The organism is Hyphomicrobium denitrificans ATCC 51888, from assembly GCF_000143145.1.
Classification (GTDB): Bacteria; Pseudomonadota; Alphaproteobacteria; order Rhizobiales; family Hyphomicrobiaceae; genus Hyphomicrobium_B; species Hyphomicrobium_B denitrificans.
In genome coordinates this window covers 2,998,128-3,020,444 of record NC_014313.1, presented here as the reverse complement: position 1 = coordinate 3,020,444, position 22,317 = coordinate 2,998,128, and the positions used below count along the sequence as shown (strand labels likewise).

The following is a 22,317-nucleotide window of genomic DNA, read 5'->3' as shown; positions in this document are numbered from 1 at the left end:
GCCACGATCCGGCAAGGACGCCGTCAGAGTGGCAATCCCCGCGCGCCCGCGTTAGAACCAGCCGATGACATACCGCTCTTCCGCAAACAATTCCCCCTCAACATCCGGCGCTGGTGCGCAAGCGAATACCACGGCTCATAAGACGCCCGCGCTCGCCGAAGGATTCGTTCTGCTGGACAACAGCACATCGCTAGAGGCGGTGTCGCAGCTGTTCGAGCATCCGGCCGAGATCATTCGCGCCGATAGCCCGGAAGAGGTCGACGCCGCGCTGGCCGCGTTGACTTCGGGACTTGAACGCGGCCTGCACGCAGCCGGGTTTTTCTCCTACGAGCTTGGCTATCTCCTGGAGCCGCGGCTCGCGTCGCTCCTTCCCGAGCGGCGCAAAATGCCCCTTCTCTGGTTCGGGCTTTATACGTCGCCGCGCGAGTTGATGGGCTCCGAAGTTCAGGAATGGCTGAACCAGGAGGCGATCGGCAACCCGACGCTCGGCGAGCTTGCCCATAGCTGGGACAGCGCCTCGTATCTGAAACGCTTCGAGCAGGTTCAGAACAACATCAAGAGCGGTGATATCTACCAGCTCAATCTGACCTTCAAGGCGAAGTTCAATCTGCAAGGTTCGCCGCTCGCGCTCTACCGCGATCTGCGTCTGAAACAGCGCGTCGCTTACGCCGGCATCGTCGATACCGGTGACGTGACAATTCTCTCGGCGTCGCCCGAACTGTTCATCAAGCAGGACGGCCGGGTGATCGAGACGCGCCCCATGAAGGGAACGGCACCGCGCGCCGGAACGCTTGATGCCGACTCTGAGGTTCGCGCGGCGCTCTCAAAGGACGTGAAAAATCGCGCCGAAAACCTGATGATCGTCGATTTGATGCGCAACGATCTCGGGCGCATTTCCGATCCGGGCTCCGTCAGCGTCACCGATCTCTTCACCGTCGAAACGTTCAAGACGCTGCATCAGATGACGTCGGGCGTGCGCGCCGAGCTGAAACCGGGCACCGGCCTCGTCGATGTCCTGAAGGCGATCTTTCCGCCTGGCTCCATCACCGGCGCGCCGAAGATCCGCGCCATGGAACTGATCCGCGAACTCGAAACCGAACCGCGCGGCGTTTATTGCGGCGCCATCGGACGGTTCTCGCCGGACGGCACGGCGCTTCTGAACGTAGCGATCCGCACCACGGTCATCGATCGCAAGGGCGCGGGCGAGATGGGGATCGGCTCGGGGATCGTCGCGGATTCCGATGGCATCAAGGAATACGCCGAATGCCTGCTCAAGATGAAGTTCCTCACCGACCCCGTGCGCCGCTTTGAACTCATCGAAACGATGCTGCATGAGCCGGAGAAAGGGATTTGGCTGCGCGGCTATCATCTGGCGCGGCTGGCGGCGTCTGCGGCCTATTTCGGATTTGTGTTCGACGCGAGCAAGGTTCACGACGCGATCGAAGCCGCAATTTCGGGGAACGCCAACGAGCGCCTGCGCGTCCGCTTGCTGCTCGATGAAGACGGCGGCGTAACCGTCACCACGGCTCCGCAGCCTGCGGCGCCGGCCGATGCGGTGATGCGGTATGTCGTGTCCGACAGCCGGCTCAACAGCTCCGACCTGTTCCTCTACCACAAGACGACCCGGCGTGAGCTGTACGATCGCGAATGGAAGCACTACGCCGACACGCTCGGCGCCGATGAAGTCATCTATCTCAACGAGGCGGGCGAGCTTGCCGAGGGAAGCCGGACGTCGATCTTCATCGCGCGCGATGGCAAGCTGCTGACGCCGCGTCTGGCGGCAGGCGTGTTGCCCGGCACGTTGCGGGCAGCTCTCATTGATGAGGGACGCGCCGAGGAAGCTCGGCTGACGATCCAGGATCTGAATGGAGCGGCGGAAATCTATCTCGGGAATTCTGTCCGCGGACTGGTGCGGGCCGAGCCGCTGGTGCCGCGCTTAGCGGTGGACCACCGGCAGCACGCCTGACTCGACGCTGACCGGCATCGTCGAAACCGGGGTGAACGTCTTCATGCTCATGGGACGCGTGTCGCGAGATGCGATAGCGAGCGCGATCAGCGCCGCAAGCGTCAGCGCGACAGCCATCACGATGGCTTTGCTGGAATGGCGCGCGCGCCGCGCAAAAGTTTGAGGCATCTCGTTCGGCATCGCCCTTCGATAGCCAGCGGCCATACGCACCTCCATATCGCGGGTTGCCGCGCGACAGGAGCGCACATCACTGGGATGAAGTGATCGAAAGCGATGTCCGAAGCTCGGTTGCGTTGCAGCACGAGCGACCCATTTCGCTACATCCCGCGAACCATGCAGCCGAGCATGAGGATCGCGTAGGAAGCGAGAAGCGCCCATGATTCATTACCGGTCAGGCCGGGAATCTCGGCGCCAAAAAACTTCGACGTCAGAACGATGACCGTAAGGATAACGGAGACCATGAACGTAACGATCCCCGGCGCCTTCAATCCCATGTCACCAACTCCCTCTTCGTTTCTGAACCGCACGCGCATGATCTTCCCCCTTCGCTATGGGTCCATCAATGACCGTCGAATCGTTATAGCAGGAGCCCGCCTCCGCCGGGACGAGGCAAGGTGGATTGCATGTGGACAGCCTTTGGATAAGGCTGAATTGCAACGTCGGGTTTAAGTCTTGCTCTCGGACGCTTGCGCCGGACGCCTGCGCCGGAAAAGGCGGGCGAACCAGGCAAGCACAATGAGGCTCAGCAGTCCCGCGGCGACGATCGCTTGCGGATGCTTGGACCATAAGAGAGACGGCGCGACGCGGCCGTCGAACACCAGTCGCGCGTCGTCCACGACGGCCTTCGGCGACAGGCCGCTGCTGTCCGCCAGCATCATCCGCGCCGCCATTTCCTGATCCTGGCTCGCGATGATACCCTCGCGAATGCTCCGCGACGCCAGCAACTGCATTTTCGCGGGGCTTGCCGCGATCGTCTTCAGAACCGCTTCCCGCGGTCCGGGCCTCAGCCCGTCGAGATAACCCGCAAGAGATTCTATTTCGTCTTCGGAAAGAGACCGCAGCAGAAGGTTGAGGTCGGCGACATCGAGACTGAATAAAGCGTCGCGCGCCGCCGCCGGCACACCCGCGATCTTGGTGATCGCCGCCCGGTCGTTGAGGTCGAGAATGCGATCGAGTGATCCCGTCGTCAGATCTTTGGTCGACATCCGCCGATGCAACTCATAGTCGACGACGCGATCGAGCCGCTTGCCTGCCAATGCCGTCCAGGCGAGGCCTGTCGCCACCGAGTTGGTTTCCCGCGCGATCTGCAGGCCCTTGTCCGGCATCAGGTGAACGGCCTGGTTAAGGGAGCCGTCCTGAAGCCTGCGCAGGATCGAGTCCTGACCTTCCGAGGCGGCAAGGATCGACACCACTTCGTCGAGCCGGGGCAGCGACTGCGGATCGACGCGATCGAGAAACGCCCGGAAGTCTCCGTTCTGGTCGGCGATCTGAAGGACCAGCGCATGTGCCCGGCGGAACGTCTGCCAGACTTCGATGACCTGATCGGCGGTCGCCTCTGCGATTTCCTTAATGTGATCGTTCATCTGGGTCGCAAGAGTGTTCGCGAGCTCCTCGCGCACCTTCACCTTGGTCGCGGGCGACTTCATCTCCGTGGCGATGATCGGCAGCACGCCGTTTCGGAAATCCCAGAGGTCCTTGGCGATCAACACGAGCCCGACCCCCCCGGCGACCACCGAGACGACGCGCGACAGCACGCTGCCGACGATCCGCTGGCCGACGCGCTGGGCGAGGTTGGCGAGCTGCCTCCGGACGATCAGGATCGTCGCTCCCGCGAGGCCCCCGGTCGATTCATTCAGGACCGAACCTGCCGAAACTTTGCCCGACGCCTTGTTGGGGTCGACGTTGACGCTTCGGCTGGCGTCGCCCGCGAGAACGCTGGCGACCGCTCCGCCGTAGCGAGGCCCGACGAAGGCTTTTAGGCACTGAAGCAGCGTGTTCGTTGCGTCCGTGCTTGCGAATTCGATGCTTTTGCCGACTTCCTTCGCGACCCCGGAGGCAAGATCGGCAATCGCCGTCTTTACCGCATCCGAGCGATAGACGCGCTCTGCGACGGCCGTCGCGAGCTGCTGGGCTTTTTCATTGTCGGCCAGAGTCTTCAGCCGATCGGTCCAGCTCGTCTCGTTAGTGATCTCGGTAACCGCGATGTCGACCCGGTTGTCGATGATCTGGTCGAGGTTTCGCTCGCGCCATTGCGCGTCGACAAGGGCGCCGTAGTCGATCGTCTTGGTGCCGTTGGTGATCGCGTCGGTCGCGATTGCGACGACTGCGGTTCTCAATCCGGCGTCGTCGCGAGCCTGACAGGCCTCATATTCGGCGCGGCTGATCTCGGCCGCGATCGTGGGAAGCGAAAGCTGGCTCGATGCGACGGCAATGCACACGAGAAGCGCAATTGCGGAGCGCGGCGAGAAAATCACTGCAATCTAATCCCAGCGGCGTGCGTCGTCGGCATGCGCGTCCAATAGAAAAGTTGTGGCGAGTATAAATCAAAGAATGCGTGCGAACAGTGACTGGCCCGCCGATCAGTCAGAATCTCACGGAAAAATTGCACACCACGGGACGCGGGGAACGCTAGCGTACGACCGGTGTTGAGTATCGGAAGCGACTTGGGGAGCTGACTTTCACAGGGTCCGAACGATCGGGCACGGAGGGCTCATCGATGATGAGATATCAATTCGCCGCACGCCCCACCCATTTTATGCCGCATTGCAACATCATGAGTTAGGGCGCCAACTGGCAGTCACTGAGATGGTCGGGTCGGCGTCAGGTCTTTGTTTACCAACGTGTATTGATCTGGTGTCGAAAGGTGTGGCCATTTCAGATACTTCGTAATAAGTTCGCGAACCAAATCTTAACTGCGGGACGTCCAGGGTTACCCTTAAAATTTACGGTGGCGCGACACATAGTTGCGTTGGCATCTTGGGATGCTGCGTCGTAAAGAGCGTTCGGCTGGTCCTCAGCAAGTGCAAGTAGCTAATGACAAATAAACAGAAATTTCAGCCTACTCGCGGCAGTCTCTTCATTCCGGGCGGATCCTCGGGGGTATTGTTGATTCATTCTCTGGGCGGATCTCCGCTCGAGATGAAATCGGTGGCCCACGCGCTTTCCCGCAAAGGCATGACGGTTTACTGCCCTGTCGTTCCAGGTCTGACCTTCGGGACCGACGTTTCCGGTCTTTCGACGTGGCATGACTGGTATCAGACGGTTTCCAAGGCTTTCGACGATCTGCGCAGCACGTGCGACACCGTCATCATCGGCGGCGCTTCGGCCGGCTCAATTCTGGCGCTGAGACTTGCCGCCTACAGGCAGGATCAGGCTGCGGGCTTGATGCTCTATGCGCCGACGCTGGCCGTGAACGGCTGGGCGATCCCGAAGATGATCAAGCTGTTCCACCTCGTCACCGACAAGTGGACGGCGCGCCTCTTCAAGTTCCGCACTCCGGCCCCTTACGGCATCAAGGACGAGCGCATCCGCAACTTTGCACTCGACGCGATGCGCGGCGCCGACAACATGCCCGCCGATATCACGGTGCGCGGCGGCGGAACGGTCTATGAATTCTTCTCGCTCGTCCGCAATGTCCGGCCGATGCTGTCGCTGGTGAAATTGCACACGCTGATCTTCCACCCCCGGCACGATGATCAAAGCGACATCAAGAATACGATGACGCTGCAACGCAAGCTGGGCGGCGTGGTCGAAGTTTCAGTGCTCGAGGATAGCTATCACCTCGTCACGCTCGATCGTCAGCGCAACTATGTCGTTGATAGGACGGCGGAATTCGTTGATCGCATCCTGGCGGCCGAAGCAGTCAAGTCCGGCCGCAAGCAGGCATCCTCTAGTTCGAAGCAACTGGGTGCTGCGGAGTAGCAGCCTTTTTGGGCTTGGGTTTTGTATTAGAGGCCGTCTTACCGGGTTTGGCTGGTGAGGCGGCCTTTGCATTTGCGGCGTGAGGGCTGGCTTCGCCGGGAGCTTCGGCAGCATCCGCAGAGCACGACGGCAGATCTGCCGGCGCTCGCGTCCAGATGAAGGATTTGCCGAGGAAGCGCATACCTTTGTAGCCGGTCACCTTCAGCGTATCCGCATTAACGAGATCAAGGGCAACGCTGTAGGATTTTCCCTCTTTCGGGTCGTAAACCCAGCCGTTGTCGAAGCCCCCTTCCGCCAACTGCGACAGATCGCCGAGAACAGGCAACCCGCAAATCGGACGGGTCCGCATCGAGGGCTCGGGATTGTAGCGGTCGATCTTTGGTTCGCCGTTGGTGCCGAGCGGCTCCTTGAGCCAGTAGATTTTGCCGCAGAGCGTCGTCGGCGTGCAAATCTCGATTTTCACCGCACCCTTGCCGGTGTCATCGATCCAGACGCCCACCTCGCGCGGATCGGCAAAAGCCGGGACATAACAAAGCATAGCCCCCGCGGCAGCGGTAACCAAGCGAAGCAGACCAGCTGAAAACGGGGAAACAGTCTTAGAACGCATGACAATAAACCGCAGAGTAAAGACCACGTTTTCACTCCTATGCCTCGAAAACGGCGAAACATTGGAGTGAAACTGTTAACCGGCTGCTAAGCCTTTCCGGCGATTTCCGGTGCCGGACCCAATGCCGCGACAGGCTCCTGGCATCAGGACGCGCGCATTTCTCACGGGGTTCGCGATGGCAGCAGGCTCGCATTGGAGCTATACGAAGTCAGGCAGCTGGAGCCGCTGAAAGGCTCTGTACGGAATAAGCCGATACCCCAGTTTGCAACACGAGACCCGGCATTGAGATGATCTTTACTCTCGCGCTTCGCAACTTGCTGCACGATCGTGTGCGCCTCGCCGTTACGCTGATCGGCATCCTGTTCTCGATCGTGCTGGTCGCGGTTCAGCTTGGCCTGTACCTCGGTTCGAGCGAGATGATAACCGCCAACATCGCGCGTTCCAACGCCGATCTCTTTATAACCACCTATGGTGCGAAGAGTTTCGAGGACGGCGGCGTATTGCTCACGGATCGCGAACGCCATCAGGCGCTCGCGACGCCCGGCGTCGAAAGTGTCGTTCCGCTCGTCGTTTCATTCGCCGAATGGCGTAAGCCGTCCGGCGGATCGTCTCGTGTCGTGCTCGTCGGCTCCGACGCCGAGGACCGCGGCCTCATTCCCTGGTCGCTGGTCGAAGGCACGCTCGACGACATCAAGGCGCCCGACGCCATCGCGATCGATCGCAGCTATCTCGGGGAACTCGGCGTCTCAGGCATCGGCGACAGCGCGCAGGCCGCCAACGGCCGCGTTAAAATCAGGGCGCTGACCACAGGCATCCGCTCGTTCACGCAGTCGCCTTACGCCTACACGACGCTCAATCGTGCCCGTCAGCTTCTTGGCGTGCCCGAGGACCGATCGACGTTCCTTCTCGTGAAACTGGCGCCCGGCGCCGACATGGCGAAGGTGCAGGCTGATCTCGCCGGCCGTCTGGAGTCCGCAGATGTCCTGACGAAAGACGAGTTCGAAAGCCGCAGTCTGCTGCAATGGCTGTTCCGCACCGGCGCGGGCTTGGCGCTGATCGGCGGCGCGATCCTCGGCAGTCTCGTCGGTACGGTGATCGTCGCCCAGACGCTCTATTCGAGCACCAAGGATCACATTCACGAATTCGCGACCTTGCGTGCGCTGGGGTCGTCGAAGTCCTACATTCACAAAGTTATTCTGGCTCAGGCCGGTCTCAGCGCGGTGATCGGTTACGTTCTCGGCATGGCGATCGCGTTATTGGTTCTCTACGCCAGCCGTAATTCGTCGCTACCGCTCGTTATGACTCCAGGCTTGGCATTTTGGCTGTTCGCGTTGACGCTTTTCATGTGCTCGATTTCGGCGCTTTCGGCCATCGTCAAAGTCACGAAAATTGATCCGGCTACGGTGTTCTCGCGATGACGACGTCCTCCGTTTTACATGCTGAAAATGTCGTCAAGGAGCTCGGCTCCGGCGCAGGTCTGGTGGTCGCCGTCAAAGGCGTCACGCTCGATCTCGTCCCCGGCGAGTTGACGCTTCTGATGGGGCCATCGGGCTCCGGCAAGACGACGCTACTGTCCATTCTCGGCTGCATCATGAAGCCGACATCGGGCACGATCCGTATTGCCGACCAGTCGCTCGACGGCCTTTCGGCGGAAGAGCTGGCCAAGATCCGGCGCGATCACATCGGCTTCATCTTCCAGTCCTACAACCTCTTCCCGACGCTGAACGCGCTCGAGAACGTTCGCATCGCGCTCGACGTGCGCGGCGTGAAGGGCTTCGCGGCCACCAGCCGCTCCGAGGAAGTACTGCGCGAGGTTGGGCTCGGCCATCGGCTGACGAACTACCCCGGCAACCTGTCCGGCGGTGAGCAGCAGCGCGTCGCGGTTGCGCGCGCGATCGCAAGCTCGCCGTCGATCGTGCTGGCCGACGAACCGACCGCCGCACTCGACAGCGAAAACGGACATGCCGTCATGTCGCTGCTGTCGCGGATCGCGAAGGAACAGAGCCGCAGCGTGCTTGCCGTGACGCACGATCCCCGAACTTTGGGATATGCCGACCGCGTCGTCCGCATCGAGGACGGCCGGATCGTCGGCGAAGAACGTAGACCCGAGGGCATCAATGCTCCGGAAATCACCGATTTGACGAAGAGGCGAAAGCTGCATGCTTAAAAAGATCGATCCCGCGGTTTCGACCATCCTGATCGCGGCTGCCATCGCGGTCACGCTTGGATTGGGAATCCAGACGTTCAGCGACCGGACGGCGCTCAGCAACCTGGCAGGATCTGCGCGCGCCGATACGCCGGTTCCCGTTCCGCAGTGGGCTGCCTCCGCCACGGGTCGCGTCGAGCCGAAGGACGGTGAAGTTCGCATCGCGAGCGAGGTTGGCGGTAAGGTCGCCGAAGTCCTCGCCAAGACGAACGATCAGGTGAAAGCCGGCGATCTGCTGCTCCGCCTCGATGATGCCGATTACTACACGAAGATCGCAGCCGCAGCCTCCGAAGCTGGTGTGCGTGAGCGCGAGCGCAGCGAGGAACAGGTCTCCGGCTTGGCGCAAGATCGCCGCAACGCCGAGGACGACCTCTCAAAGGCGCAGCGCGCGGTGTTCGCGGCCCATGAAGCCTTCGACGCGGCCTATCGCTCGGCCAAGGCTGACAAAGGCACCGACGACGCCGTCGAAACGGCGCGCAAAGACCTCGTATCGAAAAAGGAAGCTTTAGCAGACGCCAAGAACAAGCTGAGCGAAGTCGAGGCCAAGTCCGGCATGCCGCTTCCGCAGAGACTTGAATCGTCGCTCGCTCTCGCACGTTCCGATCTCACATCGGCGGAACTGGCGCTCGAACGCACACGCATCCGCGCCCCGGCCGATGGTACGGTTTTGAACATGCTGGCCAAGGTCGGCGAAACCGCCGTGCCGTCGCCTGACAGCGCCCTCGTCGTATTCGGCGACATGTCGAGCCTCAGGCTGCGCGCCGAAGTCGAAGAGCGCGACGCGGCGAAGGTTCGCGTCGGCCAGCGCGTCGTCGTCAAGGCAGATGCTTTCCCGGATAAAACGTTCGAAGGAACGGTGACGTCGATTTCGCAGTCGCTTGCTGCTCCGCGCATCGCAACGCGTGGGCCCCGACGTCCGAACGACGTCGAAGTCGTCGAAGTGATGGTTGATCTCGACGGCCATCCGCCGCTGTTCACCGGCATGCGCGTCGACACGTTCTTCAAGCTCGACAACAATCAGGCGTCTGCGTCGACGAACAACACGTCGAAGACGAACTGAACAAAGGCGTCTGACAAAACGCAATCAAAAGGCGCTGACCAACCGGTCAGCGCCTTTTTCATGTCACGAGTGTTGTTGGCGATCCGAGTGACGAGGGCCTATCAGGCCGCTGCCCTCGCCGTCGCATCCACGTGAGCCGCGAGCTTTGGATCGATATTCAAAGCGGCCGCCAGCGATGCGAGGAATTGTTGTTCGGCCGGTGAATCGTCGGCGACCGCAATGCGCGCCGCCGTATAAAGCTGAATAGCCTCTTGCGGAGAATTCACCGACGCGGCGAGTTCCTGCACCGAGCGCGGCCGGTTCAACTCTTGCGCGATGAACGCTTCCGCGTCGCTGCCCGCGCCGGCCTGCTTCAGGCTCGCGACCAGAGTTTCATGTTCGCTGGCATCGATCCGACCATCGGACGCCGCTGCCGCGATCATCGCCTGGATGTAGTGAACGGCCGCGTCGTTCGTCACCGCCGAAGGCTCGAAGCCCGAGCCCGCCGGAGGCGCGACCGGCGTTGTTGCGCCGGTGATGAGCGGTTTGCCTGCCTGATAATTTTGCAGCGCCTTGTAGGCGAGGCCGCCGATCATCGCGAGCGCGCCGACCTTGACGGCGCTCGATGCGAGCGAACGTCCAGCCCGCGTGCCGAGGAGAAGTCCGCCGAGTCCGCCCGCCGCGGTGCCCGATGCAAACGGATTGGACTGCAGCACGCCTTTCAGCTGATTGAGAATTTCAGCGGCTCTGGGATCGGCCGCTGCACGTCCGAGAGCATCCGACGCACCGGTCGCTTGCCCGACGCGCGATGCGCCTTCGCTCACGCCCTGCGTCGCCTGAGTGAGAATCTTGCCGAGGATGTCCGTGATGCTTCCGCCGTCAGAGACCGCGCCGCCAGCCTGATTGAGCTTATCCTTGATCTGCGCGAGAACATCTCCGAGGTCGGGCGAAGAGGAACCGCCTCGTGAAGCAGGCGTCGATCCCGGCGCCTGCGGCAGCGAATCCGGCGTCGCGTTGGACGACGGCTGTCCGAACTGCCGTGCGAGATCGCCGAGGATGTCGCCGATGCTCGTTCCCGACGTGCCGGAAGCCGGCGTCTGTCCACCGGCCGGCGCAGCGCCTTGCTGCTGTGACAGGCTCCTGCCGATTTCGTTGATCAAATCGCCGAGGCCGCCACCGCTACCGCCGCCGGGCGCGCCGGAAGGCTGAGAGGATGCGGCACCGCGCACGATGTTTTCGAGAATGGACTTGGCGTCGAACATGGTGGGGGGTCCTTCCGTTGCGAACGCTACGGCCGGAAACGTAGTGAGCGCGCCTGTCACGCACAACTCCCCGCGCAAATAACCTTTCCGATTTATTCCGCGGCGAGCGGCAACTGCCCCTGTTTCGACTGGGCATTAGCCTTGCCCTGATCGGCCGCTGGTTCGTCTTCCTCATCCGAAGGACCGATAAAGCGGCCGAAAATGCGCTGCATCAGCCAGCCGAAGTCGTCCATTACGGTAAAGAACGACGGCACGAAGATCAGCGACAGCAACGTCGACACGAGCAAGCCGCCGATCACCGCGATCGCCATGGGCGCTCGAAATTCGCCGCCGTCTCCGAGCGCGAAGGCGCTGGGCAGCATGCCTGCCGCCATCGCCAGCGTCGTCATGATGATGGGACGCGCGCGCTTGCGGCCGGCGTCGACGATGGCAACGCCGCGTTCGATGCCATTCGCAATCTCTTCGATCGCGAAGTCGACGAGCATGATCGCGTTCTTGGTGACGATGCCCATCAGCATGAGAAGTCCGATGTAAACCGGCATGCTGATAGAATTATCGGTGACGAGCAGGCTCAGCGCCACGCCGCCGAACGACAGCGGCAACGACAGCAGAATTGTCACCGGTTGGAAGACGCTCCCGAACAGCACAATGAGCAAGCCGAGCACGATCAGGATGCCGGTCCCCATCGCGGTGATGAATCCGTTCGCGACTTCGTCTTGCACCTCAGCGTCGCCTGATGGCTGCAGAGTGACGGACGCAGGCAGATTCTGCTCCTCAATGACTTTCAGGAAGCGGTCGCGCGCAACGCTCAACGGCACGCCACGATCGAGATCGACGCCGACGACGGCGCGCCGCAGCCGGTCGAAGCGTTCGATCGCGGCTGGCCCGCGCCCGAATTCGACGGAGGCGACGGCCGTCAGAGGAATGGCCTTGCCCTGCGCGTTGGTGAGGCGAAGCTGCTCGATCCGCTTCAAATCGGTGCGCGTCGCTTCGTCGAGCTGAACGCGGATCGGCACCTGGCGGTCGCCGACCGTATACTTCGCGAGGTTGAAGTCAGCGTCGCCGATCGTGGCAACACGAATGGTTTCGGAAATCTGCTCCGGCGCAACGCCGAGGCGCGCGGCCTCATCGAGACGCGGAACGATCTGAATCTCGGGCCGGTCCGTCGATCCCGAAGCCGCGACGTTGCGGAATCCGGGAACGAGCCGCAACGCACCCTCGACTTGACCGATCGCGCGATTGAGATCGTCGCCGCTGCGCGACAGCATCGAGAAGGAAAGCTCGCGCTCGCCGCGCTCGTTGATGTACCAGGCGCGGCTATCCGGTTCGTCGGCAAGTTTCGCCGCGATGATCGATTTGAGCTGCTTTTCGGTGAGTTTTCGTTTCGTCTTCGGCACGAGCTGCACGAACAGCGACGCGCGGCGAACATCGAGCTGTCCCGTGGGACTGGTGCCGCCCAGAACGAAGACCTGTCTCACTTCGGGAATGGCCCGTAGCACGGTCACCATGCGATCGGTTTTTTTGCTCGTCTCGTCAAGCTGCGTGCCGGGCGGCAGCTCGACGGCGACGACCACGCGCGACGTGTCTTCATCCGGCAGGAAGCCGGTCGGAAGCAGCGTCGTCGCGTAGACGGAAGCGGAAAAGAGCGCCACGCCGCTGATCAGCGTCAGATAGGGATGCCGCAACGTCATCTGCAGGAAGCGCGTATAGGTGCGCATCAGCGGGCCATCGACATGCGGCTTCTCAGGGATCGGCCGCATCAGATAGGCAGCCATCATCGGTGTGATGAGGCGCGCGACCAGAAGCGAAAACAGCACCGCGACGGCAACGGTCATGCCGAACTGACGGAAATATTGCCCCGCTATCCCGCCCATGAACGACACAGGCGCGAAGATCGCGACGATCGTCAAAGTGATGGCGATGACGGCGAGGCCGATTTCGTCGGCTGCTTCGAGCGCGGCGCGATAGGGCTTCTTGCCCATGCGCATGTGGCGGACGATGTTCTCGATTTCGACGATGGCGTCGTCGACGAGAATGCCGGTCGCCAGCGTGATGCCGAGCAGGCTGACGAGATTGAGCGAAAATCCCATCGCGCTGATCGCCCAGAACGTCGGGATCGCTGCAAGCGGCAACGCGATTGCCGAGATGATCGTCGCGCGGATGTTGCGCAGAAACAGAAACACGACGAGCACCGCGAGTACGGCGCCTTCGATCAGCGCTTCCATCGCGGCGACATAGTTGCCGCGCGTGTAGGAGACCGCATCATCGATCTTTGTCAGCCGGACCTCGGGGTCGGCGGCCTGAAGCTCTTTCAGCGACTCGTTGACGGCGTCCGAAACGGAAAGCTCACTCGAGCCCTTGGTGCGAAAAACCGAGAACGAAACGACGGGCTCGCCGTTGAGACGTCCAAACGCGCGCTGCTCGCTCGCACCGTCAACGACCGTGCCGAGATCCTTGAGACGGACTTCGCGCCCGCCGGCGAGAATGATCTTTGCATCAGCGAGCGCCGTAATCTGCCGTGCGCCGGCCAGCGTGCGGATGGCTTGCTCTTGGCCCCCGACTTCGCCACGCCCCGACCCGAGATCGACGTTCGTCGCGAAAACCTGCTTGTTCACATCCGCGGCGCTGATGCCGTACGCCAGCAGCTTGTCCGGATCGAGATTGACGCGGATCTCGCGATCGACGCCGCCGTAGCGCTCGACGCGGCCGACGCCCTTGGTCGCCTGCAGCCGTCGCTTGACGACGTCGTCCACGTGCCACGACAACTGTTCGAGCGTCATGCCGGGAGACGTCGCAGCGAACGTCAGGATCGCTTGTCCTTCGACGTCGATGCGTTCGATCACCGGTTCATCGATGGTGCGCGGAAGGTCTCCGCGAACTTTCGCGAGTGCATCCTTGACGTCGTTCAGCGCCCGGTCCGTGTTCGTTTCGAGCCGGAATTCGATGATCGTCGTCGATGTTCCGTCGGTCAGCGTCGACGTGATGTGTTTGACGCCGGTGATGTTGGCGACTGAATCTTCGACGATCTTCGTGACTTGCGTTTCAAGCTCGGCCGGCGCCGCGCCAGATTGCGTGATGAGGATCGAGATCAGCGGAATGTCGATATTGGGAAAGCGCGTGACCGGTAGCTGCCTGAAGCTCAGCAAGCCGAGCAGCATGAGCACCGCAAACAGAACGATCGCCGGAACCGGACGGCGGATCGACCAAGCCGAAATGTTGATCCGCATCAGCGAACCTCGCTCAGCTTCGCTTCGGGCATCACGGGGCGCACCGTATCGCCGTCGCGCAGGAAGGTGCCGGCGCGCGTCACGACGAGGTCGCTGTTGTTGAGGCCGTCTTTGACTTCGACGAGGTCGCCGCTGATCAGACCCAGCCGAACGGCTTGCTTCTTGACTTTATTGTCGATGACGACCTGCACGAAGTTTGTGCCCTGGTCGAAGGTGACGGCGGAAGTCGGAATGCCGAGGCCTCGACTGCGCGCCGTTTCAATGAGGCCGCGCGCATAAGATCCGATCCGGAGCTGCGGATTGGACCCGAGGAAAATCTTCACGCGCCCAAGACGTGTCGTCTTGTCGACCTCCGGCGACACCAGCCGAACCTTGCCTTCAAAGTCGCCGATCTGCGGCACACTCACGACGGCCTTCTGTCCGACCTTGACGTTCTTCAGCTCCGTCTCGACGATCTCCGCATCGAGTTCGATTTCGCCTCTTTGAATGATGCGGAACATCGGTTCGCCGATGGATGTTGCGAGCGCACCCATGCGCGCGTTCCGTCGGCTGATGACGCCATCCTGCGGAGCGGTCACGTCTGTATTGCTTCGCCGCCATTGCAATTCGCGGCCCTGAGCTTCGACCTGCGCCTTGTCGGCCTTTGCCGCCGTCAGGCCATCGCGCGCGGCCACGAGTTGCGCGGCAGTCGTGCGCGCGGCGCTCTCACGCTGGTCGTAGGTGGCGCCCGACAGATAGCCGGACTTCTTCAAGGGTTCGGCGCGCTCGAGCTGAGCCGCCGCTTCCTTTGCCTGCGCCTCGGCTTGCGCGATCTGGCTTTCCGCCTGCGCGATCGCCGCGACGGAGCGTGCGAGATTTGCCTGGTTCTGAGCGATCTGCGCGTCGATCTGTTCCGACACGAGGCGGGCGAGAATGTCGCCCTTCTTCACGCGATCCCCTTCGTCGGCGAGCAGCTGCAATACGCGCAAGCCTTCGATCTCCGGCGAAACGAGAATTTCCTCGCGCGGAATGAGCGAGCCGGAAACCACAGCCGTCTCGACAAAGTCATTCGTCGTCACTTTGGAAACGGTGACGGCAGGGGCGGCTGTCGGTTTTGCAGCCTCCATGCGCTCGGCCTGTATAGCTTCCGTCTGCCTTTTCTCGATGAAGAGATACCCGCCACCGGCGAGCGCGCCGATCACCGCAAGCGTCGTTACGATTTTTCCGAAAGTCATCGGCGCACCTCGAAAGCGGCGGCCTTGTGAGCGACCGGAAGTTCATCAGTCGGATTGAGCAGCGCCCCGACCATTTCGATGATCACGGGCAGAACCGATCGCATGTCCGCTTTCGGTTCGATCGCGCGTCGCCAGAACATGCCGTCGCCGAGTACGCTGAAAACTTTCGCAAGCGTCGGAATATCGACATTCGGTGCGATGCGCCCCTCGTCCTTTAGGCGCTGAAACAACGCTTCGAAGCTCGCCGAGCAGTATTTGTCGACGCCCATGAAGATCTCGGCGATGCGCGGATTGCGTGTCGCCTCGACCCCCATTTCGACGACGAAGCGCTGCTTCTCGTGCGATTCCGCGACGAAGTAGTGTTCGCCGATCGCCGCCAGCGCTTCGAGAAAATCGGGTGCTTCCGCGAGCCGTGCAAAGCGCTCTGCAAACTCTGCGCGATCGCGCTCGCAAAGCCCTGCGATGAGCGCTTCCTTGCTGTCGAAATAGACGTAGAGAGCGCCCGGACTGATTCCGGCTTCACGGCAGATCGCCTGCATGGTCGTCGCGTGGAAGCCGCCGCGCGCGAAACAGGTGAACGCGGCGTCCAGAATGTTCTCGCGCCGGGCGCGATGGGTGTCGGGTTTGAGCCTGGGCATCTGCGCAAACAGAGGTCTCGGTTGAAGCATAGATAAAAGAATGCGCGTTCTGTTTGTCGCAAGATTGCGGTCGGGTCAAGGCGAATAAGTGTTCGTTTTATAGAATTCATCTATGTTTCGCGACCCTAACGGAGACAAACGCCAGGTCAGCGTAACCATATGATATGTATGGGTTAGTTCGAACGAAAGCGAGGCAGCGTGCCTCTGTACAAAGAGGAGCGACAGGTCCCGCAGCCTACCGCTCCTTCTCTGCGCGTTCGGGCGTGGGGCCCGCGAATTTGCGGGCTTCCGCACGTTCGAATGCTCAAGAAAACAGCTATCGCCCGGCAGTTGCTAATGCCACTCAAAATTGCGTTTCACGCCGATAGCCATGGCGATTCTGGTGGATGCGGTGCTGAGGGGATACGTGCCCGCAATGGTCACGGCAGGCAGGGCGTGCCGGTGAAGATACAGACGGTGCCCGCACCGCCCGTAAGGCAGCGCTCTTCCGTGTTCTGCGCGCGCGCCCAGTTCGCATAATTGGGGCCGAGACCCGGAAAAGCGCGGACCTTCTGCCGCCACAGCGCCCGGGCTTTGACCTTGGCCATCCAAACGAAGCGAGATTCCTCGCCCCGCGCCATGACCGAGGTTTGCGAGCACGCCCCGGCCTTGACGGGACTCGAGATAAGAAACTGAGCTGACGCGGTGGCGAGAAGCAGTGCTGCGATCGTGATCGGCTTCGTCATCGCTCTCCAAGTCCCGCTCTGCTTCGCTAGAATTGCAATAGCACGTTCAGGGTGCCGTAAATTGATCTATCCTTCGCTGTCCAGTTTTCGACAGGGCTTGCGAACCCTCCCGCGAGCGACAGTTCTCCACCCTGCCATTCGTACCGGCCGAAAAGGCCTGCCCGGCCATCCCAGTCGTATCGAACATACCGGCTTTCTTTGTCGTCCCAAAAACCGTCGTCGGTCTCCCTGTTTTTATCATACCGGAGTTCTGGGCCGACCGAGATCTGCGGAGTAACCCGCCAGCCGGCACGCCAGCGTAACGACGTTTCATCGCGCGCCGTCGTGTAGCTGGCATCGAGCGAAGTCCATGCTTTGGGACTGATATCCAGCCAAAGTTCCAGCGCGGCCTTGGCGCCGACGTACGTTCCGTCGCCATTGTCGTGATCGTCTGCGGTCTTCGGAACGTCGGTAATATGCTTCTGACGCGACATGGATGCTCCTGCGAACGCTTTCGCGGTCAGAGCGCCGAGGCGCAGATGGTAGCCGATCAGCAGTTCGGCGTAGGTTTGTCCGACTTTGTAATGCTTCTTGCCTCCACCCGGATCATCGCAAGCTCCGGCAACGATTTTTTCGCAAGCATCGTGGCGTGACGGATCGATATCATAGCCGTACTGCCCGTACCCCCCGCCGAAGCGCAGGCGCAACCCGTCGCTGTAAATGTCCCGGCTCCAAGGAGCGACCGTCATCCCGGAATAGACCAGCCATTGATCCCGCGCGGCGTCGACGCCCGTCCAGACTTCCCGCCATCCGTACGCGACTTGCGCGCCCTCAGGCGGAGGATCGATCGGCTGCGAGAGCGCTGAATTTGCGGGACAAAAGAGGAGGTATGTCGTGGCGCTCGCGCCCACGATCACGACTCGACGCCATCGTTCTCGACCCCCCGAACGCGGACGCATTTGCACAACTCAAAATGCGAAACAAAATTCTATTCAACAACGTGACTATATGCGTCGTAGGCGGATCAAATCGTCAACGTGAACAAAGTATGTCCGCGCGAATTCTTATGGATCGGGAGGATTTTGTGTTCTTCGACGGTGCGCCATTGCTTTGCCGTCAAGACACCCCAGATGCAGATCAAGGACGGCCGCTCGCGGACATGCGAAGCACGTAGCTGTGAAATGCTATCGTCGTAGAGGCGTGATACTCAAAGATTACGCGCCTCAAGCCTCGCGGAATGAAACGGATCGAGACACGCGCCGTCTATCAGTATTCTGTAAAGTTGTTTGTGTCTGGGAGGACGCAATGGCAGGTTTTGCGGAGCAGGCTCCAAGGAATACTTCACCGTACTTTTCGTTTTACCAAACTCTATTCGACACCATCGATACGACGTCCTTTTTTTGGCAGCCATATCTGAAAGCCATCGGCGGCAGCCAGCTTGAACTGGCGGGGCTTCAGGCTCGACAGGCGCAGGCGGTTCTTCGCTGGACCCATCAGATGTTTCGGGCATCTTCGCCTGCGGATGCAGCGAAACTCAGTGCCGAGCTTTGGCAGACCATGATCGGAAACTGCACCGACGCCGCTCCGCGCATGTTCGCGGTTGCCAGCACCGCGACCCAATCCGTTGCACCGATCGTGTTGCCAACTCCCGTCAAGCGCTCCCGCGATACGCTGATCCTTCTGGATCATGAGCAAGCGCCAACCGAAAGCTACGAGCAGCGCAGGGTCGCCTGACCCTTCTCGGCGCCTACCTAAAGCCGCCAATGAAGACGACGCGTTCAGCGCGTCGCCGTAGCGGAGCGTTTTATTTCAGCTCGCCCATCGCCTCGCCGAAACCCTTGAGCGAAATCGGAATGCCGATGCCGGCCTCTTCCGTCTGGAAGATGATGAAAATTGCCGTTTTGCCTGTCTTCAGGCGCTCGATGAGCGGGTCGTCGACGACGACCTGGGCATAGCAAGCAAAACTATGACAGCGCAGGAACGGCGCATGTCCAACGTCTTTGTCGTCGATCTTCAGCCCAATGCCTGGCGGCAACAGGACGCCCAACGGCGCAAAGACCCGAAGCACGCGCGTGCCGTTTGAAAACTTCTGGAAGTAGACGGTGAGCCCGATATTGTTCTTGTCCTCGGCGGTGACGCTTTGGACGAGCGCGCAGACAGGGTTCTTCGATCCGGCCGGAGGATCTTTGCAGACGACCTGCCAGTCGCCGTGCTGCGACTTGACCGATCCTTCCGGGGTCTCGACGGCGAACGCGGAATTTGACTGAAGAGGCGACGGCACGGCCTGCGCGATCGCGAGGACGATCCCAAGAACGGCGGCGGACAAGAGCCGGCGCAAGATCCGCGTTCCGGCTCGTCCGCGATGCGGATTCGAGACGCGGCCGAGATGGCGTCGCTTGAGAATTGACAAGAGCATTTCCCTGGTATGGCGGGGGTTGCCCACCGGACGGAGCCCGAATGTTCGAACGAGAGGCCGCTTCGTCGACCAGGATTTCGGCCGAATTCTGTTCCTCCCGGCGAACAAATCCTCAGATTTCGCTAAGATGATTCGGCCGCCGTACAGGCGGTTTTTTCGCGAACAAATGACGCATAGACTTGACTTGAGTCAATCGTAGCGCTTGTGCTCTGTATCAACCTGCCTTAGCAGATGAACGACGGTTCGGCGCTTGGACGAAGGCGTTCCCGGTCAGAAAAAAGCCGGGCAAAAATCAGCGGGGACGGTACGCCGCGGCGGCATATCGGAAAATGGGAGATTGTCGGTCCTAAGGCCATTGCCGGTCCGACATATTGGGAGCGAAGGAATGTCTAAGAGGATGTTCGGCATGATCGCCGTTCTGGCGATCGCCTGCATGACGCTAGCTTTTGGTGGTACGGACGCGGCCTTCGCCGGCCTAGGCCAGCCGACAAGCGGTGAGCTCGGCCTTCAGGCCTCCGCCAGCCCCATCATGGATCAGATTTCCTCTCTCTTCCATGTCGTGAACACCATCATCATCGTCATCACCCTGTTCGTTCTCGTTTTGATGCTCTGGGTGATGTTCCGCTTCAGCGAGAAGCGCAACCCGGTCCCTTCGCGCACGACCCACAATACGATGCTTGAGGTTGCCTGGACGATCGTCCCGATCCTCGTTCTTGTCGGGATCGCCATTCCCTCCTTCCACCTGCTCTTCAATCAGTACTCCTTCCCCAAGCCCGATGTGACGATCAAGGCGGTCGGCAACGCTTGGTTCTGGGAACATGAGTATGTGGACGACAAGGTCACGATCACGTCCAACATGGTCAATGACGAAGACGTCCTGCGCGCCAAGCTCGGTGACGAAGCTTATGACCAGAAGTACGGCGCGCTCGAAGGCACCGCTCTGACGGAAGCGCAATATAAGGATTCCGCTCCGATCTGGGCCGAGGATCACAAGCTTCGCCGTCTGGCCGTCGACCAGGAAATCGCGGTTCCGGTGAACAAGGTTGTGACCATGCTGGTCACGTCCGCCGACGTCATCCACTCCTGGACGATCCCGTCGTTCGGCGTGAAAATGCAGGCTGTTCCGGGCCGCACGTCTGCCGTTTGGTTCAAGGCGACGAAGCTCGGCACGTTCACCGGCCAGTGCTCGGTTCTTTGCGGCAAGCTGCACTCGGCAATGCCGATCGTCGTCCGCGTCGTTGATCAGCCGGTTTACGACTCCTGGATGGCCGCGCTGAAGGCGAAGGACAGGAAGAAGGCCCAGCAGATCTTGAACGACGATGCTGCGGCTCACGCCAATCAGTCCGTCGCGGCTGCTCAGTAAACGATGTCTTGCTAACGGTGGGCGTCTCGCCCACCGCTTAACGCGCTGAAACACACTCTCGAAGAAACTTCCGGGACAAGGGCTCTAGGAATTATGGGAAGCACAGCACACGCAGCTGGAGACAGTCACGATCACGCTCCAGGATTTTTCCGGCGTTGGTTCTGTTCGACGAACCACAAAGACATCGGCACGATGTATTTCCTGTTCGCGATCCTCGCGGGCATCATCGGCACCATCCTGTCGGTGATGATGCGCCTGGAACTTCAGGAGCCCGGCCTTCAGTACTTCGCCAATCCCGGCACCTATAACGTCCTGGTCACGGGCCACGGCCTGTTCATGGTGTTCCTCATGGTCATGCCGGCCATGATGGGCGGCTTCGGCAACTGGTTCGTGCCGCTGATGATCGGCGCGCCGGACATGGCCTTCCCGCGCATGAACAACATCTCGTTCTGGCTTCTGCCGGTTGCGATGATCCTGCTGCTGATCTCGCTCTTCGTTCCCGGAACGGCGGATGCTGACGGTGTTGGTACGGGCTGGATTCTCGTCGCGCCGCTGTCGTCCAAGATCGGCCATCCTGGCGCGTCTGTCGACTTCGCGATCCTGTTCCTGCACGTCGCCGGCGCGTCCTCGATTCTCGGCGCCATCAACTTCATCACCACGATCTTCAACATGCGCGCACCCGGCATGACGCTGCACAAGATGCCGCTCTTTGCCTGGTCGGTTCTCGTCACCGCCTTCCTGCTTCTTCTGTCGCTGCCGGTTCTCGCTGGCGCGATCACGATGCTGCTGACCGATCGTAACTTCGGCACCACGTTCTATGATCCCGCAGGCGGCGGCGACCCGCTGCTCTACGCGCACTTGTTCTGGTTCTTTGGTCACCCTGAAGTCTACATTCTCATCCTGCCGGGCTTCGGCATGATCAGCCACATCGTCTCGACGTTCTCGCGCAAGCCGATCTTCGGTTACCTCGGCATGGCGTACGCGATGGTCGCCATCGGTCTCGTCGGCTTCGTCGTGTGGGCGCACCACATGTACACCGCGGGTCTCAGCGTCGACACGCAGGCCTACTTCATGTTCGCGACCATGGTCATCGCCGTTCCGACGGGCGTGAAGATCTTCTCGTGGATCGCGACGATGTGGGGTGGTTCGATCCAGTTCAAGGTGCCGATGATCTGGGCGCTGGGCTTCATCTTCCTGTTCACCGTTGGCGGTGTGACGGGCGTGATGTGCGCCAACGCCGGCATCGACCGCTCGATCCACAACACCTACTACGTCGTGGCCCACTTCCATTACGTGCTGTCGCTCGGCGCGGTCTTCTCGATCTTTGCCGGCTGGTACTACTGGTTCCCGAAAATGTCGGGCTACATGTATAGCGAGTTCTGGGGCAAAGTGCACTTCTGGATGACCTTCATCGGCGCCAACGTGCTCTTCTTCCCGCAGCACTTCCTCGGTCTGTCGGGCATGCCGCGCCACTACGCTGACTATCCCGAAGCGTTCGCGTTCTGGAACCGTATCTCGTCGTACGGCTCCTACCTCACGACCGCTGGTCTGGTCGTGTTCCTGGTCTCGATGTTCTACGCGTACTTCATCCGTAAGGAGAAGGCTGCGAGCAACCCGTGGGGTATCGGCGCAACGACGCTCGAATGGACCCTGCCCTCGCCGCCGGCATTCCACTCGTATGAGACGCTGCCGCGGATTGCAGCAACGGATCATCACTGATCGGTTGCAGGCAAAGGCATCGAGCGGCGGGTAAG

19 protein-coding genes are annotated in these 22,317 nt (G+C 61.0%); 8 read left to right on the top strand and 11 right to left on the bottom strand.

The window, feature by feature from the left end:
* The first annotated feature begins 64 nt into the window (after window positions 1-64).
* Window positions 65-1,966 (top strand): aminodeoxychorismate synthase component I, encoded by a 1,902-nt coding sequence (gene pabB / locus HDEN_RS14470; RefSeq protein WP_013216880.1) that lies wholly within the window; start codon window positions 65-67, stop codon window positions 1,964-1,966.
* Here pabB and HDEN_RS14465 read toward each other — a convergent pair.
* The 3 genes from HDEN_RS14465 to HDEN_RS14455 form a co-directional block, all read right to left on the bottom strand.
* Window positions 1,937-2,134: a hypothetical protein gene (locus HDEN_RS14465; protein ID WP_245256658.1), complete on the bottom strand. Its 198-nt coding sequence runs from the start codon at window positions 2,132-2,134 to the stop codon at window positions 1,937-1,939. The two genes, pabB and HDEN_RS14465, sit on opposite strands and share 30 nt — an antisense overlap.
* Before the next feature lie 149 nt (window positions 2,135-2,283).
* Window positions 2,284-2,460 carry a hypothetical protein gene (locus HDEN_RS14460; protein ID WP_245256657.1) on the bottom strand — a complete coding sequence of 59 codons (177 nt, stop codon included), beginning with the start codon at window positions 2,458-2,460 and terminating at the stop codon, window positions 2,284-2,286.
* A 171-nt stretch (window positions 2,461-2,631) separates the two neighbouring features.
* Entirely contained in the window at window positions 2,632-4,440 is a 1,809-nt protein-coding gene (locus tag HDEN_RS14455) for a hypothetical protein (RefSeq protein ID WP_013216877.1), read from the bottom strand.
* Window positions 4,441-4,999: 559 nt separating this feature from the next.
* On the opposite strand from HDEN_RS14455, the gene HDEN_RS14450 reads away from it, so the two are divergent.
* The gene (locus HDEN_RS14450) at window positions 5,000-5,887 is read left to right on the top strand and encodes an alpha/beta hydrolase (protein ID WP_013216876.1); all 888 of its coding nucleotides are present in this window, start codon (window positions 5,000-5,002) and stop codon (window positions 5,885-5,887) included.
* On the opposite strand, the gene HDEN_RS14445 is transcribed toward HDEN_RS14450, so the two are convergent.
* Window positions 5,856-6,425, bottom strand: coding sequence for a DUF2147 domain-containing protein (locus HDEN_RS14445; protein ID WP_245256655.1), 570 nt, complete (start codon window positions 6,423-6,425; stop codon window positions 5,856-5,858). The genes HDEN_RS14450 and HDEN_RS14445 overlap by 32 nt on opposite strands.
* 356 nt (window positions 6,426-6,781) lie before the next feature.
* On the opposite strand from HDEN_RS14445, the gene HDEN_RS14440 reads away from it, so the two are divergent.
* Genes HDEN_RS14440 through HDEN_RS14430 form a run of 3 tightly spaced genes read left to right on the top strand, consistent with a single transcriptional unit; the run spans window position 6,782 to window position 9,760 of the window.
* Window positions 6,782-7,912: an ABC transporter permease gene (locus HDEN_RS14440; protein WP_013216874.1), complete on the top strand. Its 1,131-nt coding sequence runs from the start codon at window positions 6,782-6,784 to the stop codon at window positions 7,910-7,912.
* Entirely contained in the window at window positions 7,909-8,661 is a 753-nt protein-coding gene (locus HDEN_RS14435; RefSeq protein ID WP_013216873.1) for an ABC transporter ATP-binding protein, read from the top strand. The genes HDEN_RS14440 and HDEN_RS14435 overlap by 4 nt, the downstream gene beginning before the upstream one ends.
* Entirely contained in the window at window positions 8,654-9,760 is a 1,107-nt protein-coding gene (locus HDEN_RS14430) for an HlyD family secretion protein (RefSeq protein ID WP_013216872.1), read from the top strand. The genes HDEN_RS14435 and HDEN_RS14430 overlap by 8 nt, the downstream gene beginning before the upstream one ends.
* Before the next feature lie 101 nt (window positions 9,761-9,861).
* Here the strand turns inward: HDEN_RS14430 and HDEN_RS17805 are convergent, their stop codons facing one another.
* The 6 genes from HDEN_RS17805 to bcsS form a co-directional block, all read right to left on the bottom strand.
* Window positions 9,862-11,001: a tellurite resistance TerB family protein gene (locus HDEN_RS17805; protein WP_013216871.1), complete on the bottom strand. Its 1,140-nt coding sequence runs from the start codon at window positions 10,999-11,001 to the stop codon at window positions 9,862-9,864.
* A 92-nt stretch (window positions 11,002-11,093) separates the two neighbouring features.
* The gene (locus HDEN_RS14420) at window positions 11,094-14,228 is read right to left on the bottom strand and encodes an efflux RND transporter permease subunit (protein ID WP_013216870.1); all 3,135 of its coding nucleotides are present in this window, start codon (window positions 14,226-14,228) and stop codon (window positions 11,094-11,096) included.
* Window positions 14,228-15,442 carry an efflux RND transporter periplasmic adaptor subunit gene (locus HDEN_RS14415; RefSeq protein WP_013216869.1) on the bottom strand — a complete coding sequence of 405 codons (1,215 nt, stop codon included), beginning with the start codon at window positions 15,440-15,442 and terminating at the stop codon, window positions 14,228-14,230. Before HDEN_RS14415 ends, HDEN_RS14420 begins: the two co-directional genes overlap by 1 nt.
* Window positions 15,439-16,080, bottom strand: coding sequence for a TetR/AcrR family transcriptional regulator (locus tag HDEN_RS14410; RefSeq protein ID WP_013216868.1), 642 nt, complete (start codon window positions 16,078-16,080; stop codon window positions 15,439-15,441). The genes HDEN_RS14415 and HDEN_RS14410 overlap by 4 nt, the downstream gene beginning before the upstream one ends.
* Before the next feature lie 419 nt (window positions 16,081-16,499).
* Window positions 16,500-16,805, bottom strand: coding sequence for a hypothetical protein (locus HDEN_RS14405; protein WP_013216867.1), 306 nt, complete (start codon window positions 16,803-16,805; stop codon window positions 16,500-16,502).
* A 26-nt stretch (window positions 16,806-16,831) separates the two neighbouring features.
* Window positions 16,832-17,695, bottom strand: a complete 864-nt coding sequence (bcsS, locus tag HDEN_RS14400) for a cellulose biosynthesis protein BcsS (protein ID WP_245256654.1) — start codon at window positions 17,693-17,695, stop codon at window positions 16,832-16,834.
* 394 nt (window positions 17,696-18,089) lie between these two features.
* Here bcsS and HDEN_RS14395 point away from each other — a divergent pair, with 394 nt between their 5' ends.
* Window positions 18,090-18,518 carry a hypothetical protein gene (locus HDEN_RS14395; protein ID WP_013216865.1) on the top strand — a complete coding sequence of 143 codons (429 nt, stop codon included), beginning with the start codon at window positions 18,090-18,092 and terminating at the stop codon, window positions 18,516-18,518.
* Window positions 18,519-18,588: 70 nt separating this feature from the next.
* Here HDEN_RS14395 and HDEN_RS14390 read toward each other — a convergent pair whose 3' ends face one another.
* Entirely contained in the window at window positions 18,589-19,200 is a 612-nt protein-coding gene (locus HDEN_RS14390) for an invasion associated locus B family protein (protein ID WP_013216864.1), read from the bottom strand.
* A gap of 385 nt (window positions 19,201-19,585) precedes the next feature.
* Between HDEN_RS14390 and coxB the strand changes: the two genes are divergently transcribed.
* Both coxB and ctaD read left to right on the top strand, forming a co-directional pair.
* Entirely contained in the window at window positions 19,586-20,563 is a 978-nt protein-coding gene (gene coxB / locus HDEN_RS14385; RefSeq protein ID WP_013216863.1) for a cytochrome c oxidase subunit II, read from the top strand.
* A gap of 93 nt (window positions 20,564-20,656) precedes the next feature.
* Window positions 20,657-22,282, top strand: coding sequence for a cytochrome c oxidase subunit I (ctaD, locus tag HDEN_RS14380; RefSeq protein WP_013216862.1), 1,626 nt, complete (start codon window positions 20,657-20,659; stop codon window positions 22,280-22,282).
* Window positions 22,283-22,317 lie beyond the last annotated feature (35 nt).

What these genes read in the sequence shown, in the direction of transcription:
- pabB (WP_013216880.1), top strand. Translation starts at nt 65, where the DNA reads ATGACATACCGCTCTTCCGCAAACAATTCCCCCTCAACATCCGGCGCT.
- HDEN_RS14465 (WP_245256658.1), bottom strand. Translation starts at nt 2,134, where the DNA reads ATGCCTCAAACTTTTGCGCGGCGCGCGCGCCATTCCAGCAAAGCCATC.
- HDEN_RS14460 (WP_245256657.1), bottom strand. Translation starts at nt 2,460, where the DNA reads ATGGGATTGAAGGCGCCGGGGATCGTTACGTTCATGGTCTCCGTTATC.
- HDEN_RS14450 (WP_013216876.1), top strand. Translation starts at nt 5,000, where the DNA reads ATGACAAATAAACAGAAATTTCAGCCTACTCGCGGCAGTCTCTTCATT.
- HDEN_RS14445 (WP_245256655.1), bottom strand. Translation starts at nt 6,425, where the DNA reads ATGCTTTGTTATGTCCCGGCTTTTGCCGATCCGCGCGAGGTGGGCGTC.
- HDEN_RS14440 (WP_013216874.1), top strand. Translation starts at nt 6,782, where the DNA reads ATGATCTTTACTCTCGCGCTTCGCAACTTGCTGCACGATCGTGTGCGC.
- HDEN_RS14435 (WP_013216873.1), top strand. Translation starts at nt 7,909, where the DNA reads ATGACGACGTCCTCCGTTTTACATGCTGAAAATGTCGTCAAGGAGCTC.
- HDEN_RS14430 (WP_013216872.1), top strand. Translation starts at nt 8,654, where the DNA reads ATGCTTAAAAAGATCGATCCCGCGGTTTCGACCATCCTGATCGCGGCT.
- HDEN_RS17805 (WP_013216871.1), bottom strand. Translation starts at nt 11,001, where the DNA reads ATGTTCGACGCCAAGTCCATTCTCGAAAACATCGTGCGCGGTGCCGCA.
- HDEN_RS14420 (WP_013216870.1), bottom strand. Translation starts at nt 14,228, where the DNA reads ATGCGGATCAACATTTCGGCTTGGTCGATCCGCCGTCCGGTTCCGGCG.
- HDEN_RS14415 (WP_013216869.1), bottom strand. Translation starts at nt 15,442, where the DNA reads ATGACTTTCGGAAAAATCGTAACGACGCTTGCGGTGATCGGCGCGCTC.
- HDEN_RS14410 (WP_013216868.1), bottom strand. Translation starts at nt 16,080, where the DNA reads ATGCCCAGGCTCAAACCCGACACCCATCGCGCCCGGCGCGAGAACATT.
- HDEN_RS14405 (WP_013216867.1), bottom strand. Translation starts at nt 16,805, where the DNA reads ATGACGAAGCCGATCACGATCGCAGCACTGCTTCTCGCCACCGCGTCA.
- HDEN_RS14395 (WP_013216865.1), top strand. Translation starts at nt 18,090, where the DNA reads ATGGCAGGTTTTGCGGAGCAGGCTCCAAGGAATACTTCACCGTACTTT.
- HDEN_RS14390 (WP_013216864.1), bottom strand. Translation starts at nt 19,200, where the DNA reads ATGCTCTTGTCAATTCTCAAGCGACGCCATCTCGGCCGCGTCTCGAAT.
- coxB (WP_013216863.1), top strand. Translation starts at nt 19,586, where the DNA reads ATGTCTAAGAGGATGTTCGGCATGATCGCCGTTCTGGCGATCGCCTGC.
- ctaD (WP_013216862.1), top strand. Translation starts at nt 20,657, where the DNA reads ATGGGAAGCACAGCACACGCAGCTGGAGACAGTCACGATCACGCTCCA.